This is a genomic window from Acinetobacter sp. YZS-X1-1 (assembly GCF_000804305.1).
Lineage (GTDB): Bacteria > Pseudomonadota > Gammaproteobacteria > Pseudomonadales > Moraxellaceae > Acinetobacter > Acinetobacter variabilis.
In genome coordinates this window covers 155,970-170,994 of the sequence record NZ_JWHB01000003.1, presented here as the reverse complement: position 1 = coordinate 170,994, position 15,025 = coordinate 155,970, and the positions used below count along the sequence as shown (strand labels likewise).

15 protein-coding genes and 1 pseudogene are annotated in these 15,025 nt (G+C 40.7%); 7 read left to right on the top strand and 9 right to left on the bottom strand.

Features of this window, described 5'->3' with window-relative positions:
- The first annotated feature begins 12 nt into the window (after window positions 1-12).
- The 5 genes from pstB (at window position 13) to RJ01_RS03290 (ending at window position 3,315) form a co-directional block, all read left to right on the top strand.
- Window positions 13-936: a phosphate ABC transporter ATP-binding protein PstB gene (gene pstB / locus RJ01_RS03315; RefSeq protein WP_005234950.1), complete on the top strand. Its 924-nt coding sequence runs from the start codon at window positions 13-15 to the stop codon at window positions 934-936.
- A gap of 202 nt (window positions 937-1,138) precedes the next feature.
- Window positions 1,139-1,381: a hypothetical protein gene (locus RJ01_RS03305; RefSeq protein WP_034170036.1), complete on the top strand. Its 243-nt coding sequence runs from the start codon at window positions 1,139-1,141 to the stop codon at window positions 1,379-1,381.
- 138 nt (window positions 1,382-1,519) lie between these two features.
- On the top strand, window positions 1,520-2,482 hold the full coding sequence (gene sohB, locus RJ01_RS03300) for a protease SohB (protein ID WP_005234956.1): 963 nt from the start codon (window positions 1,520-1,522) through the stop codon (window positions 2,480-2,482).
- A 107-nt stretch (window positions 2,483-2,589) separates the two neighbouring features.
- Complete coding sequence (locus RJ01_RS03295; protein ID WP_005234958.1) at window positions 2,590-3,051, top strand: hypothetical protein; 462 nt, start codon at window positions 2,590-2,592, stop codon at window positions 3,049-3,051.
- Between the two features lie 27 nt (window positions 3,052-3,078).
- Window positions 3,079-3,315, top strand: coding sequence for a hypothetical protein (locus RJ01_RS03290; RefSeq protein WP_005234962.1), 237 nt, complete (start codon window positions 3,079-3,081; stop codon window positions 3,313-3,315).
- Between the two features lie 62 nt (window positions 3,316-3,377).
- Here RJ01_RS03290 and RJ01_RS03285 read toward each other — a convergent pair whose 3' ends face one another.
- The 5 genes from RJ01_RS03285 to RJ01_RS03265 all read right to left on the bottom strand — a co-directional run bounded on the left by RJ01_RS03285 (window position 3,378) and on the right by RJ01_RS03265 (window position 7,923).
- The gene (locus RJ01_RS03285; RefSeq protein WP_034170035.1) at window positions 3,378-4,019 is read right to left on the bottom strand and encodes a DUF2238 domain-containing protein; all 642 of its coding nucleotides are present in this window, start codon (window positions 4,017-4,019) and stop codon (window positions 3,378-3,380) included.
- A gap of 89 nt (window positions 4,020-4,108) precedes the next feature.
- Window positions 4,109-5,497: an adenylosuccinate lyase gene (gene purB / locus RJ01_RS03280; protein WP_034170034.1), complete on the bottom strand. Its 1,389-nt coding sequence runs from the start codon at window positions 5,495-5,497 to the stop codon at window positions 4,109-4,111.
- Between the two features lie 57 nt (window positions 5,498-5,554).
- The gene (hflD, locus tag RJ01_RS03275) at window positions 5,555-6,286 is read right to left on the bottom strand and encodes a high frequency lysogenization protein HflD (RefSeq protein WP_005234970.1); all 732 of its coding nucleotides are present in this window, start codon (window positions 6,284-6,286) and stop codon (window positions 5,555-5,557) included.
- Window positions 6,287-6,293: 7 nt separating this feature from the next.
- Window positions 6,294-7,433 (bottom strand): tRNA 2-thiouridine(34) synthase MnmA, encoded by a 1,140-nt coding sequence (gene mnmA, locus RJ01_RS03270; protein WP_005234972.1) that lies wholly within the window; start codon window positions 7,431-7,433, stop codon window positions 6,294-6,296.
- Window positions 7,434-7,437: 4 nt separating this feature from the next.
- A complete protein-coding gene (locus RJ01_RS03265; RefSeq protein ID WP_034170033.1) occupies window positions 7,438-7,923 on the bottom strand; it encodes an NUDIX hydrolase in 486 nt (161 codons plus the stop codon).
- 271 nt (window positions 7,924-8,194) lie between these two features.
- Between RJ01_RS03265 and RJ01_RS03260 the strand changes: the two genes are divergently transcribed.
- The gene (locus RJ01_RS03260; protein WP_034170032.1) at window positions 8,195-10,129 is read left to right on the top strand and encodes an acyltransferase family protein; all 1,935 of its coding nucleotides are present in this window, start codon (window positions 8,195-8,197) and stop codon (window positions 10,127-10,129) included.
- Between the two features lie 66 nt (window positions 10,130-10,195).
- Here the strand turns inward: RJ01_RS03260 and RJ01_RS03255 are convergent.
- A pseudogene (locus RJ01_RS03255) lies at window positions 10,196-11,778 on the bottom strand (ATP-binding cassette domain-containing protein).
- A gap of 357 nt (window positions 11,779-12,135) precedes the next feature.
- Between RJ01_RS03255 and RJ01_RS03250 the strand changes: the two are divergent.
- Window positions 12,136-12,651, top strand: coding sequence for a DUF1543 domain-containing protein (locus tag RJ01_RS03250; RefSeq protein WP_005234992.1), 516 nt, complete (start codon window positions 12,136-12,138; stop codon window positions 12,649-12,651).
- 39 nt (window positions 12,652-12,690) lie between these two features.
- Here RJ01_RS03250 and RJ01_RS03245 read toward each other — a convergent pair whose 3' ends face one another.
- The 3 genes from RJ01_RS03245 to RJ01_RS03235 form a co-directional block, all read right to left on the bottom strand.
- Window positions 12,691-13,221: a gamma carbonic anhydrase family protein gene (locus RJ01_RS03245; RefSeq protein WP_034170031.1), complete on the bottom strand. Its 531-nt coding sequence runs from the start codon at window positions 13,219-13,221 to the stop codon at window positions 12,691-12,693.
- A 103-nt stretch (window positions 13,222-13,324) separates the two neighbouring features.
- A complete protein-coding gene (gene dacC / locus RJ01_RS03240; protein ID WP_004782636.1) occupies window positions 13,325-14,473 on the bottom strand; it encodes a D-alanyl-D-alanine carboxypeptidase PBP5/6 in 1,149 nt (382 codons plus the stop codon).
- Window positions 14,474-14,601: 128 nt separating this feature from the next.
- Window positions 14,602-14,982, bottom strand: coding sequence for an MCR_0457 family protein (locus RJ01_RS03235; RefSeq protein WP_005234997.1), 381 nt, complete (start codon window positions 14,980-14,982; stop codon window positions 14,602-14,604).
- Window positions 14,983-15,025 lie beyond the last annotated feature (43 nt).

Sequence of the window (15,025 nt, the reverse complement as noted above, 5' to 3'; positions counted from 1 at the left end):
TGAGAGCATTATATGAATACAGTTATTACTCTAGAACAGAATTCCTTAGAACAGGATAAGTCCGTGAATCCAGAACCAACGCAATTTACCTCTGCTCAGGGCAGTCAAAAACAGCCATCGACTTCGTTTGTGTCTCAGTTCGATACACAGACAAGTCAAAAGAAAGATGCCAAACCTACTGATGTAAAAATTAGCACACAAGATGTTCATGTTTACTACGGTGAGACTGAAGCCATTAAAGGAATTGACCTAAATATTTATGCAAATGAAGTGATTGCATTTATTGGTCCATCTGGCTGTGGTAAGTCAACATTCTTACGTACCTTAAACCGTATGAATGACACCATTGATAGCTGCCGTGTAACAGGTAAAGTGATGATGGATAATCAAGATATCTATGATCCAAATCTAGATGTGGTGTTACTACGTGCACAAGTTGGTATGGTTTTCCAAAAGCCAAACCCATTTCCAAAGTCAATTTTTGATAATGTCGCTTATGGACCAAAATTGCATGGTCTGGCACGGGATAAATATGATCTGGAAGAAATCGTAGAAAACAGCTTGCGTAAGGCAGGGCTGTGGGATGAAGTCAAAGACCGTTTAAATCAGCCGGGTACAGGGTTGTCGGGCGGACAGCAACAGCGTTTATGTATTGCACGGACGATTGCCGTTTCTCCTGAAGTGATTCTGATGGATGAACCTTGTTCAGCACTCGATCCGATTGCAACAGCTAAAGTTGAAGAACTGATCTCTGAACTTTCAACCCAATACACCATTGCTATTGTGACTCACTCCATGCAGCAGGCAGCGCGAGTCTCTGATCGGACTGCTTATTTCCATTTAGGTGATCTGATTGAAGTCAACTCGACCGAGAAAGTCTTTACTCAGCCTGACCATCAGCTTACAGAAGCCTATATTACCGGGCGTTTTGGTTAAGAAGTTTTATCTCAAGAAAGAAGGGCTAAAAAGCTCTTTTTTTATATCCAAAAGTAACGAAAGAATAAGATATATCAATTTAATCAGTGAAATGTGGAAAAATAAACCGAATCCTATTGTGCCCGAAATTCTTATAGAATATGCCGTCTTTGACATGGCAGAGCTGTCAAAAGATAGATGTTAAGAAAAGGTTGCATCCGCTATGGAAACACTCAAAACGATGTCAGTTTTTCTGATGCTGCTGATCGCATTAAGTTTAAGCATCGGTGGTCTGTGGCATCAATTACAAGGCGGCAGAATGTTTTATATACTGATTGGATTGCTGTATGGACTCAGTTTGAATTTCTATTTCAAAAAGCAGGAAAAAGCCTTATATACGAATTCTGCTATATTGCTAGGAGTTATTGTCTGGGCAGGTTATCAACATGGTATTAATTTTCTATAGTGCGAATTATTTTTGCCTTACTAAGACCATATGGATACTGCTCAGTTTCAGCAATTAAACAACAATATTCTATTGAAAAAAATTCATTTGACCTTATCTTAAATTGAAACCTATATAAATAATTGAGACCCGATTTTTATGTTATTTCATACCCCCAAATTACCCGCTGAAATCCGTATTAGTCATTTGAATGCGCGCATTAATGAGCAACGAAAAAAAATAGCGCAAACAACGTCGTCTAAACTGGAACTTTTGCAATTGAGCCAGCAATTGTCAAAAGAAGCGCGTGCGCGTAAGAAAACTAACCAGAAAATCTATGTACTCGATTTTAAAGGTGATATGGCTGCGTCAGCAGTAGAAAGCTTGCGTGAAGAAATTACCCTGATTCTATCTACAGCCAAAGCTGGTCGTGATCGTGTCATTGTACGTTTAGAAAGTCCGGGTGGCATGGTACATGGTTATGGTCTTGCAGCTGCGCAGCTGGTGCGCTTACGTGAAGCGGGTTTTCATGTGACCATCTGTGTCGATAAAGTTGCAGCCAGTGGCGGTTATATGATGGCGTGTATTGCAAATGAAGTGCTTTCTGCACCGTTTGCGATTGTGGGTTCAATTGGGGTAGTGGCACAGGTGCCAAACTTTAACCGTCTACTGAAAGAAAACAAGATCGATTTTGAACTTTATACTGCGGGTCAATATAAACGTACGGTGACCATGTTTGGTGAAAATACCGAAGAGGGCAAAGCCAAGTTTGAAGAAGAATTGCAACAGACACATGCCTTATTTAAACACTTCGTGGAAAAATATCGTCCACAGTTAAATGTTGAAAAAGTGGCAACGGGTGAACACTGGTATGGTCAGGATGCCCTAGACCTGAATCTGGTAGATAAACTGCAAACTTCTGATGAATATCTGCTAGGTCTTTTACCGCAACATGATGTGTATTTAATCCAGACCCGTAAAAAACCAACGCTGGGCGAAAAACTAGGTTTGCAAGCAGCACAAATCGCAGATTCTTTTATCCCCGCGGTGATGGATAAAGTGGTAGATACGCTAACCAAAGCCAATTCAAATCTGGTTCAGATGCGTGATCCGAAACTTTAATTTATTGCTCTAAAAATGATATGGAAAGCTCACTTGGTGGGCTTTTTTATTTTTGAAATCAAATCATTATGATATAAGTGAAGTACTTTGGTTGAGTCTAGGCTCATATGCTCACGTTTATTTTATTATTGGGATTCTTTAACATCGTGTTTATTCCGATGTTATGTATGCTCTATGCTGAAGCCAAACTCATAAATAATGATTCGAAGAAGATTCTGTTTTGGCTGAGCTTTCTACCTGGTGCATGTATTTTTCTATTATATGGTGTTTTAAAGCCAAATAATCCACCCGTTACTTCATCGAAAGAATGTGGTGTGGTGCAGTCTTATCAGGTATATAAAACTCGAGGTGGAACTCAGCATGAAAGCGTGATCATTCGCTTCAATGGTGCCAAGTATAGTCGTTATTTATATTTCGATCAGCATTTTGAGAAAATGCCGAAAGGGCAAAGGGTCTGTTTTGAGTATTTAGATAAGTTTAAATACCCACACTTGTCAAAATCTAAGTTTGTTAAATGGATTGACCCCACTGAAATGCCGACCAGCACTGAGGTAAATCATATAAAATAAAGCATATTTTACTGTTAGAGCAGAAACATGGCTGTCGCTGAAGCATATCTTGCAACGCAAAATTGTTATTTTAATTACGAGTTTGAAGAATTGAATTTAGAGGATTTTCCTGAGGAGTTATCTGTGTCACTGCGTGGCATGATGTTCCGCCATGAGATTCAATATCCTGATGCCACCTATTTTATTTATTACAGCGAGATATTGACGGGTCATGAATTGCAAAAAATGAAAGATGATTGGATGCGATATTGCCCACTTCCATAATTGAAAAATATGCAGCTCATTAAATTTGTGATGACACACTTTAATTCAATGAGATGCTGAGTTTAAGAGCTTGCTTCTATGGGCTTTTTTTGTAATAGCATGATACTCCCCGTAAATATAGCGCCAATGGTTGCCAGCAAAATATCTTTATGTGCATCCCACATATCACCTTGTTGTCCATTATAGTTTTCAGCTTCCTCAGGAGATAGACCAATGGCAATCAGCCATTCCAGCCATTCATAGAGCATGCTGCTGACCACCACAAACTGAATCACCAGCAGGAAAATGACCACAGGTTTCTGCTGCGGCAGCCAGACCTGAAACAACCGGTAAAATACCGGGTAGAGTAAAAGACCAAAAGCCAGGTGCACAAAACGGTCAAACATGTTGCGTGACCAGCCCATGGCAGCATTCAGGTCAAAGCCAAAGAGTGTCTGAGTCCATTCATTATAAGGTACATAAGAATACAGATAATGTGCAGCAACCACATGAATCAGCAGAAAAGCCAGATAAAGGTTGAAACTGAAGAAGCTCAATCCGATTTTATACAGGCACAAGATCAACATAACGATCATAAAAACCGTACCTGTTTGATGGAGCAGATAAGATTCCATTTCTAAAGGTTGAATACTGGCAAAGATAATCGCAATTGCCAAAATCCCTAAACTAACAAAATGTTTGCTGCTTAATCGATGATCCATCATCTATTTCTATATCATTTTTCTTAAAGTTAGACATGATTATAAATAAAAAAGCGAAGCCGGAGCTTCGCTTTTGGTCTTAATTGTCTAAATTAGATTTTAGCGATTAAGTCTTTAATTTGTTTTGCTTGTTCAGATGCATTACCTGTATATGTTGCAGGTGTCATTTCAGCCAAACGAGCACGATCCGCTGCAGGAACAGCTTCTAATTCGTTACCGTTTACGAAATCAACCATCATGTCGCGAGTCATGGCTTGACCACGAGTCAGTGCTTTTAATTTTTCATATGGTTTTTCAACATTATAACGACGCATAACCGTTTGAATTGGTTCAGCCAAGACTTCTTGAGCATTGTCTAAGTCTTCATCAATACGTGCAGCATTCAGTTCAAGTTTACCCACGCCTTTTAAGCAAGCTTCAAACGCGATCAAGCTTTGCGCAAAACCTACACCCATGTTACGAAGAACAGTTGAGTCAGTCAGGTCACGCTGCCAGCGAGAAATAGGCAGTTTTTCACCTAGATGCGCAAGAACTGCATTGGCAATACCCAAGTTACCTTCTGAGTTTTCGAAATCAATCGGGTTAACTTTGTGCGGCATGGTTGAAGAACCCACTTCGCCTTCTTTCAATTTTTGTTTGAAGAAACCAAGTGAGATATAACCCCAAACGTCACGGTTGAAATCGATCAGGATAGTATTGAAACGACGCAGCGCATCAAACAGTTCCGCCATGTAGTCATGTGGCTCGATCTGGGTGGTGTACGGGTTAAAAGTCAAACCTAAAGATTCAACAAATGCTTGTGAATGCGCAGGCCAGTTGATGTCTGGGTAAGCTGAAAGATGCGCGTTGTAATTACCCACTGCGCCATTGATTTTGCCCAGTAGCTCAACTTGCTTGAACTGTTTGATTTGACGGGCAAGACGGTAAGCCACGTTCGCCATTTCTTTACCCAAAGTTGTTGGGCTCGCTGTTTGACCATGTGTACGAGACAACATTGGTTGGTCAGCATGTTTCTCAGCCAATGCAACAATTGAATCAATGATTTGTTGCATAGACTCAACCAGTACATCACGACCGCTTTTCAGCATTAATGCATGAGACAGGTTATTGATGTCTTCAGAAGTACATGCAAAGTGAATGAATTCGCCTGCATTTTTCAGTTCTTCAATGCCTGCAATTTTTTCTTTCAGGAAATATTCAACCGCTTTCACGTCGTGGTTCGTAGTACGTTCGATCTCTTTAATGCGGTTGGCATCTTCTTCAGAGAAGCTGGCAACAATCGCATCAAGTGCAGCATTGGTTTCAGATGAGAACGCTGGCACTTCAGTGATTTCAGGACGGTTGGCAAGCGCTTGTAACCAACGCACTTCAACAGTCACACGAGCATGGATCAGACCAAACTCAGAAAGAAAAGGGCGCAGCGCATCACATTTGCTAGCGTAGCGTCCATCTAATGGAGAAAGTGCAGTTAAAGCGTTCATATCGATTCCCTAAATTTTGGAATTAAACGAAAAACGGTGCGCGTACAACAACATGGTTTAGATCACCTGAAACTGTAAGCGCGCGAGATTTTGGATATCCTGTAGCAACTTGCGCTTGCCAAAAATCATGCCCCATGAACTGCCGCCAAGCTGACGCCATAAGTGCGCCATTTGCAGTCCAGTAAAGAGTGAAGCACGGATGCGGTTGGTATGACCGGAATCTTTAAAGGCTTCAGCATTGCCACGCACCATGATCCGCGGATTGATCTGGCCGGCGGTATCGACATAGGTCTGAGCGAGATTGGCAATGATGCTGGGGTGCATGTAATTGTTATCGAAGAAGGAGAGCTGTCTGAGGATTTTTTGCTGGGATTGTTCGATGATTTCAACAAACTTGGTATTGCTATAGACCTTCTTTTCTAACTGAAGAAGTGCCATGGCATAGGACATTGGAAGCTTGGTCGATGAAAGTTTTGGAAGTCTGGATTTTGGGGAAGTATTAAAAGGTTGGGTAATGCTGCTTTCCAGGGTTTTTAAACCGAGGGAAATATCGGCCAGCTGATTAAAGAAGTCTAAGGTCTGGGCATTTAACTTGCCACTTGGACGGATATTTAAACTGGCTTTAATCAACTGTTCAAAATAGAAATTACCGCTTTCACCAATGCTTTGCTGTCCCGTCAATGCAGTCATATGCGTCAGCTGGGTGGCCTGAAAAACCCCCGCTAGCGCCAACGCACGATTTTGACGAACATTCAACGTTGTGGCTTGTTGAAACGGTAACTCCGTCATACCGAAATCATCCTTTAATAAAATCAGGTTTAGGCGCATTGGTATGATGAATCACGCCACCACCTAAACAAACTTCACCTGAGTAGAATACAACGCTTTGACCCGGGGTCACTGCACGTTGCGACTCATCAAATTCAACACGAACACCATTTGGTGTTTCTGGATCCTTGAAAATAGTACACGCTTGGTCAGGCTGACGGTAGCGGGTTTTTGCCGTACAGCGGAAACCTGTTTCAGGAATATCCTGTTCACCGGCTACCCAGTCAATCGCTTCAGACCACAATATGGTACTGTGCATCAGTGGATGTTCATGACCTTGACCCACCACCAGACGGTTACCTTCAATATCTTTATGCAGTACAAACCAGGCACCCTCTTCCGCGCCTTTCATACCGCCAATACCGATCCCGCCACGTTGACCGAGCGTATAGTACATTAAGCCGTGATGATCACCAACCTCTTTGCTATCTTCCAGCACGATTTTTCCAGGTTGCGCCGGCAAATATTGCTTTAAGAAGTCATTGAAGCGACGTTCACCAATAAAACAGATACCCGTAGAATCTTTTTTCTTCGCTGTTGCCAGACCTAATTCTTCTGCAATTTTACGGACTTGCGGTTTTTCAATTTCGCCGACAGGGAACAGGGTCTTATTAATTTCACGACCATGGACCGCATGCAGGAAGTAAGTCTGGTCTTTATTATTGTCATAACCACGCAGTAATTGGGCATATTGCTCACCGCGCGAATTGGTCATGGTTTTGCCGCGACGACAGTAGTGACCAGTCGCGATAAAGTCAGCGCCCAGATTGATCGCATGATCCAGGAAGGCTCGGAATTTGATTTCTTTATTACACAAAATATCCGGGTTTGGGGTACGGCCAGCAGTATATTCAGCCAGAAAATGCTCGAACACGCGATCCCAGTATTCCATCGCGAAGTTGGCGGTATGCAGTTTGATCCCGATCTTGTCGCAAACGGCTTGTGCATCGGCAAGATCTTCCATTGCCGTACAGTATTCTGTGCCGTCATCTTCTTCCCAGTTTTTCATGAAAAGACCTTCAACCTGATAACCCTGTTGAAGGAGGAGAGCTGCAGACACAGATGAATCTACACCACCAGACATACCGACGATGACACGTTGTTGCATAGGATTAGGCATCCAAATTTAAAATTAAGGGAGAATTTTGGTGCTCGTAAATGAGCGATAAAGGATAGTGTTTGCCAGCTTGGGCATCCTGCACGGCTTTAATCACCAATGGGCTGCGAGCACGTGCGGTTTCAACCAGTTCATCCAGCGTCATCCAGACTGCACCGACAATACCGGTATCCAGTTCAGCATTTTCATCATGGCTGACGGCTTCTGCTCTCAGGCAGAAACGGAAATAGGTACGATCCGGGAACATCGGCGGGGTATAGGTATAGATGCCGATCAGATCAGTAACATTGACCTGATAACCGGTTTCTTCTATGGTTTCACGAATGGCTGCTTCGACAATGGTTTCACCTGCCTCCACATGGCCTGCCGGCTGATTGAATACGGTATGGATGACACCTTCAGTATGTTCTTCAACGAACAGGAATTTTCCATTTTTTTCGACGATAGTTGCGACAGTGACGTGAGCAGTCCAAGCGATCATAGAGGAGCACCATGGAATAAAAACTGTATTCTACAAAATTTAGGCGGCGGTGGCTATGTTGATACTCGGGATTTTAATTTAGATGATTAACAATAAAGGTATTTGGCGAAAAAGAAAGCGTAGAATATAATGAGTGCATAAAATACTAAAACAGCAATATTTGCGTTCTACGCTTTAATATAAGAATTTGATTTAAAATAAAATTTAATAAAAATTAGCAGTATTTCATAACAATTAAAATAAATAACAGGCTTTATAGGACAGGACTCCAATGAAATTCAGAACAGACATCAATGGCCTCAGAGCAATTGCCGTGATTGCAGTCATGCTATTTCATTTTAATGCGGCATGGATGCCTGGCGGTTTTGTTGGAGTAGATGTCTTCTTTGTGATTTCAGGTTTTTTAATGACTGGAATCATATTTAAAGATTTAGAACATGAAAAATTTTCTATTCTGAAATTTTATGTGGCTCGTGCGAATCGGATTATTCCAGCTTTGGCCGTGCTGTGTCTGGTATTAATGATTTTTGGCTGGTTTTATCTGACGCCTTTTGATTACAAGTTATTGGGTAAGCATGCCGCGAGTAGCATGACTTTTTTATCCAATATCAGTTACTGGAAGGAATCCGGTTACTTTGAGGCAGGCACTCACGAAAAGTGGTTATTACATACCTGGTCACTTTCCGTCGAATGGCAATTCTATATGATTTATCCGCTCGTTCTCATTGCCATGCGCAAGTTCATGTCTATCCAGACCATGAAATTTATGCTGCTGGCAGGAACGATTTTAGGATTCATTCTATCTGTGATCGCTACCTACAAATGGCCAAATCCCGCTTATTTCCTGTTACCTACCAGAGCCTGGGAAATGATGATCGGGGGAATTGCTTATCTTTACCCTTTGGCCTTGCAGGAAAATAAGAAAAGGTTGCTGGAAGGAACGGGATTGGCACTTATTCTGGGATCCTATTTCTTCATTTCTGCAGAAGACTTGTGGCCTGGTTATCTGGCAGTTTTTCCTGTTACCGGTACCTTCCTGATGATTCAGGCACATCGACATGACAGTGTTCTTACCAATAATATTGTATTTCAAAAGCTGGGGACTTGGTCTTATTCTATTTACCTATGGCACTGGCCTTTGGTTGTGCTGATCTATATCTACTCATTGCCTGAGTATTATGTGTATGCCGGAATAGCACTTTCTATAGGGTTAGGTTTTCTGAGCTATAAGTATATTGAGCAGATTAAATTACCTTCATATCATCAGTGGAAAGATATTTATCGTATAAAACCGCTTTATTTTTCTCTAGTGCTCATGAGCTTAGGCGTTACTTTAAATATATTTAATGGTTTTAATACAGATCTGCGCCAAGGTGCAGCCTCAGAACAGGCAAAATTTTTAGATTATTATAATGAGAAATTCAAAAATTTAAGGGATGCATACTGGCTGAAATGTGATACTTACGTGAGCCTGACTGAGCATAATAGTTATGATCCTGATCCAATCTGTATCACGAAACAAAAGGAAGGTGGGGTGTTCTTATGGGGAGATTCTCATGCTGAGGCACTTTCTTTAGGGCTGAGGACATTACTGAAATCCAATGATATCCCTTTTTATCAGAAAACCTCCTCCATTTGCCGGGCATCGCTGACCGAGATCAACTATCATAAAGGAGCTTATAAAGAAGCCTGTGACTATTCCAATAAACTGGCACTAAAGAGCATCGCAGAACTGAAACCCAAAATTGTGGTTATCACTCAAGCCCTGAAACACGATGAAACCAATTGGGAAAATATCGGGAAAAGTTTGCTTCAGCTTGGCGTATCTAATATCGTCATTGTGGGGCCAATTTCGCAATGGAAACCTTCGCTTCCTAAAGTGATGGTGAAACCGAAAAACTGGAATAGTGCTGAAGATTTTATATTTGATGCCGGACTGGATTTAAGAGCAGTTCAGGTAGACGAGAAAATGAAAAAATTACAATATCCTCAGGGAATTACCTATATATCCCTCATTGATCATCTATGTAAAAAAGATGATGTGCAGCAGCAATACAAATGTCGGATTCGGGCAGCTCAAGGAGAAGACCTGCTTCAGGTGGATTATGGGCACCTAAGTGAATCAGGCTCTTTATTTGTGGGGAATACCATACTGTCAAAATACTTATTAAATTTATATTCTCAGGATGTGACCACAAAACAATAAGCTTATTTCCTATGATTGATCAGCCACCCATTGAGGTGGCTTTTACGTATATAAGTTTAATCAAAATTATTCATTCATATTGAACACTTCAGTGATCCCGCAATCACGCACAAACTGTTCATCGTGTGAAACTAAAATCATAGCGCCTTTATAAGACCGAATTGCACTTGCCAACGAAGCTTTAGACTCAATATCCAGATGATTTTCTGGCTCATCCAATAATAAAAGTTCGGGTTGAGGAGAGACTTGGCTGAGACCTAGTAAGGCCACTTTCAGCTTTTCACCACCACTTAACTGAGGCAAAGGATAAGTACCTTTATCACCACGAATTCTAAGTTGGCCCAATAAATTACGCCATTTCACTTCCGGAATATCAGGATTCATCTGCCTTAAATTTTCAATTGCACTTAGTGCTTCATTGAGAAAACTAAAATTTTGATCCAGATAAAAACAGTTTCGTGCCAAAAAGATTTGATCGAGAGGTTGCTGCTTTTGTAGGGCGGTCAGTTTCAGCAAAGTGGATTTACCACTTCCGTTTCGGCCTACAATATGGATTTTTTCACCTGCACTTAAAGCAAGATTCACAGGCTATGGAGTACCAAAAAGAAGCTTTAAGTGTTTAACCCGCAGAATTTCACCAGACTGTAGTTTAAGGTCTGGAAATTGAAATAGCTGAGGTTTTATCTTTTTAAGTCGCTGCTTTTGAACTTTTAATTCAGATTGTTCATTCGAAATTTGCCGTTGGTGCTGTGCCTGAACTTTCCCTACACTTTGACCAGCCTGTTCTTTTTAAAGTCTAAAAGCACTTTGGCTTGGGAATTCGAATCACGTAATTTGTTTCCGGCATGTTCCTGCTTTTATACTTTCATTAAAACGTCATGCTGCTTGTGCTTCATCTGTTTAATATCACGCTGACTCTGTTGAATTGACTGTTCGAGTGAAGCGACATTTTTCTGATACTGTTCAAAAAACTCCGCATAGTTTCCAGTAGAGTGCTGTAATCCATACTCATTTAAATAATAAATATGATCAACCTGATCTAGTAAAGTCCGGTCATGACTAATGATCAACGCACCAGCAGGATGTAATTTTAAATGCTCTATTAACCATGTTCGTGCTTCACAATCCAGATGGTTAGTCGGTTCATCCAGCAATAAATAATATTCAGGCTTTAAGAACAAGCTACATAAAGCAAGTTTGGTCTTTTGGCCCTCACTCAAATATTGCACAGGAAAGTCCAGATCGGTGGGTAATTGTGCTGAGCTCAACAGTTGCTGCCATTCATGCGGCAAGTGCCAACTATCCTCAAGTAGCTCATAATCCTCGAAACTGACTGTACCATGTTCAACATTTTTAAAAGCACGATGTAATTGACTTACTTCGAGTGCTTCAGCAATTGTGGCTGCCTTTAACCGATGCAATTGTGGTAGATAGGCATTATGCATTTGCCAGGAAACTTTACCTGAGCAATGTGGAGTAGAATACTGAGTCTGATGCAAAAGCTGCATGAGCAAAGACTTACCTTGTCCATTACGGCCTATTAAAGCGCTGACCTGAGCTTTAGGAAGGGTAAAATTTAAATTCTGAAATATGACTTTGGACGGGAATTCTAAAGTCAGATTGGATATTACACATGCCTGTTGAGTCATAAATAACCTCATAAATACAGGATGCACAAAATAAACAAGAGATTTTTTCTAGAAAAGATCAAGCCAGACGATCTATTTTGCACATCAATCTAAAAATAATCGTTGATGAGAAAAATAGACTTACTTCATTGGCGTGACTCATTTATAAGAGAAGGGGAGTTCGGACCTTATTTTAATATAAATAAGCTTGCTTAAAAATAGATCAAATTAGGATTGTTTATCCACTGTATTGATGCTGATTTAAGTGAATTTCAGGATTTTAAGAATATGAGATGATTGACTTGAAGTGGAACGAGTAAGTTTCATTTATACTATGCGGCTAAAGTCTTCTCTATTTTGCTTTTAAAGGATTTTTTTATGTCTGAACTCAAGCTCTACATTGCTTTATTGGGCGGAAAGCATGAAAAAGCCAATGTAGAAGTACATGACGTAATTCCGGTCATTAGTTCAGATATTAAGACAGCTTTCCCATATTTGAAGCAGCAATGGTTTGGTTTACAAAAAGGCCTGCATGTCGATGGTTGGATGACGATCAATGGTGTCAACTATCAGGATCTGAATTATCAGGTTCAGGTGACGGACATACCTGTAAAACAGGATTTAAAACTATTCCTGATCAATCTGGGTGCTTATGTGCCAGATCAGTTTGGTGAAATCCATAAATATCTGGTAGTTGCTGCAAAAAATAAGACTGAGGCTAAAGCACAAGGCAAGCTGGCCATTGAAAAAACTTGGTTTAAACCTCATACCGATGCCGTGATTGATGTGGATGATTGCTTAGAACTGAACAAGATTGACCAGAAATTTGTGCATCTAGTAGAGGGAGACTTTGAAGCCAATAGTTTTAAGAACGATTATGTGGTTATTCCTTAATTAAGATAAGGCTACATAAAGTAGCCTTAGTTTGTCGATTTATTTGTAATGACCTGAGACTTTCACATAATTCTGTGCTGAATAAGGCAAGAAAGCTATTTCCTTCTCAGTCAGTGGACGCACTTTTTTGACTGGACTGCCTACATACAAGTATCCACTTTCTAATACCTTATTCGGTGGTACCAGTGAACCTGCTCCAATCATCACATCATCTTCAACAACTACATCATCCAGAATAATTGTACCGATACCCACTAAAACACGATTACCAATGGTACAGCCATGTAATTTTACATGATGACCGATCGTGACATCTTCACCAATAATCAATGGTGAACCTTCAGGTTTATCCGCCTTTTTATGACTCACATGCAACATGGAATGATCCTGTACATTCGAGTTCTTACCAATACGAATATGATTCACATCACCACGAATTACGGCAAAAGGCCATACAGATACATTTTCGCCTAAAACAACATCACCTACGACCACCGCCATCGGATCGATATAACAGGAGTCAGCGACTTGCGGGCGAGTATCCAGATAAGGGCGAATGTTTTGGCTCATGTCAGTATCATCCTGAAAGTTTATAAGTATTATAAAATAAAAAAGCACACATTCGATGAATGTGTGCTTTCGCTTTAGTAAGATCTAATATTGATAATAAATATTAGAACAGGTTACTAAAAAATTGTTTGATATGATCCAGCATACGAGCAAAGAAACCAGCTTCTTCAACTGCTTTTAGTGCAACAAGTGGTTTCTCAGCAATCACTTTGCCGTTTAAAGTCGCCACATATTTACCTACGACTTGACCTGGTTGTAAAGGTGCAGTCAGTTTAGGCTGAACGACCAATTGAGTTTTAATGGCATTGGCCTGACCTTTAGGCATAGTCACGTTAAAGTTTTCTGCAAGACCGATCTGAACTTCATTTTCCTTACCAAACCAGACTTTAGACTTGGCTAGAACCTGTTTAGCTGGCTGAACATTTTTGGTTTCAAAGTTTGCATAACCCCAAGCCAGAAGTTCACGTGTTTGTGATGCACGTTCATTCATGGTTGGTGCACCGAAAATCACTGAAATCAGACGAGTCGGACCACGTTTTGAAGAAGTCGTTAAGCAGTAACCGGCTTCATCGGTGTGACCAGTTTTCAGACCATCTACACTTGGATCAGTATAGAGCAGGGCATTACGGTTACCTTGCTTAATCCCGTTAAAAGTAAATTCTTTTTCAGAGTAAATTGGATAGTATTTTGAACTGTCTTTGATGATGTGCTGAGCCAAAGTTGCCATATCTTTCGCTGTCGAATAATGGCCTTCAGCTGGCATACCAGTCGAGTTGATGAAGCTGGTATTAGTCATGCCGATCCGTTTCGCTTCCTGGTTCATCATATGTGCAAAGGTACCCTCGTTCCCTGCAATATGTTCAGCCATCGCTTTAGACGCATCATTACCAGACTGGATAATAATCCCACGCAACATTTCTAGTGCAGTCGCCGTACCGTTTAAAGGTACATACATACATGATTCTGCACTGCTACCACGGCACCATGCAGATTCATTCATGCGAACCTGTTCATCTTCAGTCAGCTCACCACTTAATAACTTCTGCTCGATGATGTAACTGGTCATCATCTTGGTCATTGAAGCAGGGGCTAATTTTTCATTTTCATTTTTTGATGCGAGAATTTGCCCTGTCTCGTAGTCCATTAGCACATAAGATTTATTATTCAATTCTGGTGGTGCAGATAAGACAGTTGCTGCAAAGCTAAAACTAGGAATTAATAATAATGCAGCAAGGGCAGTTTTTTGGGTCATTTCTAGTGGGTTCCAATATCTTGATGTAAGCACGAAGAGCCTAGCATTTTAGGACAAAGCTAGGCTGACTTCTATGGGAAACCCGGGGTTATTTCAAAAGTATTGTAAGCAATCACTCAAAAAGTGGATTATTTACTGTAGCTCACCAACTCATTGCAAATGGCCTGATTCTTTTTCTTGCCAGCCTTTTTGGCGTCGCTCTGTGCTTCGGCCAGAATGTTACGGAAATCTGACTGTTTTACCATCTGGTTCAGCCGTTCAACCGGATTTTTTTGACCCGGCAAATATTCAATCACGAGCTGGTTATAACCTTGATTGAATTTTGCTTTGTCTTTGACCATGCTTGGGCAAATTTCAGAAAGGACATAAATCGCAGCCAATTCTTGCTTGGTAATTTCCTGGTTTGGGGTGACTTCAATATTTTCATTTGCTGCATAAACCGAGCTGCCCCAAAGTGTCATACCAGCAACAACAGATAAACTTAAACTTTTAATTAATGTATGTTTCATCAAAAAACTCAAAAATTACATGTAGAACAATAATTTGTTAGCT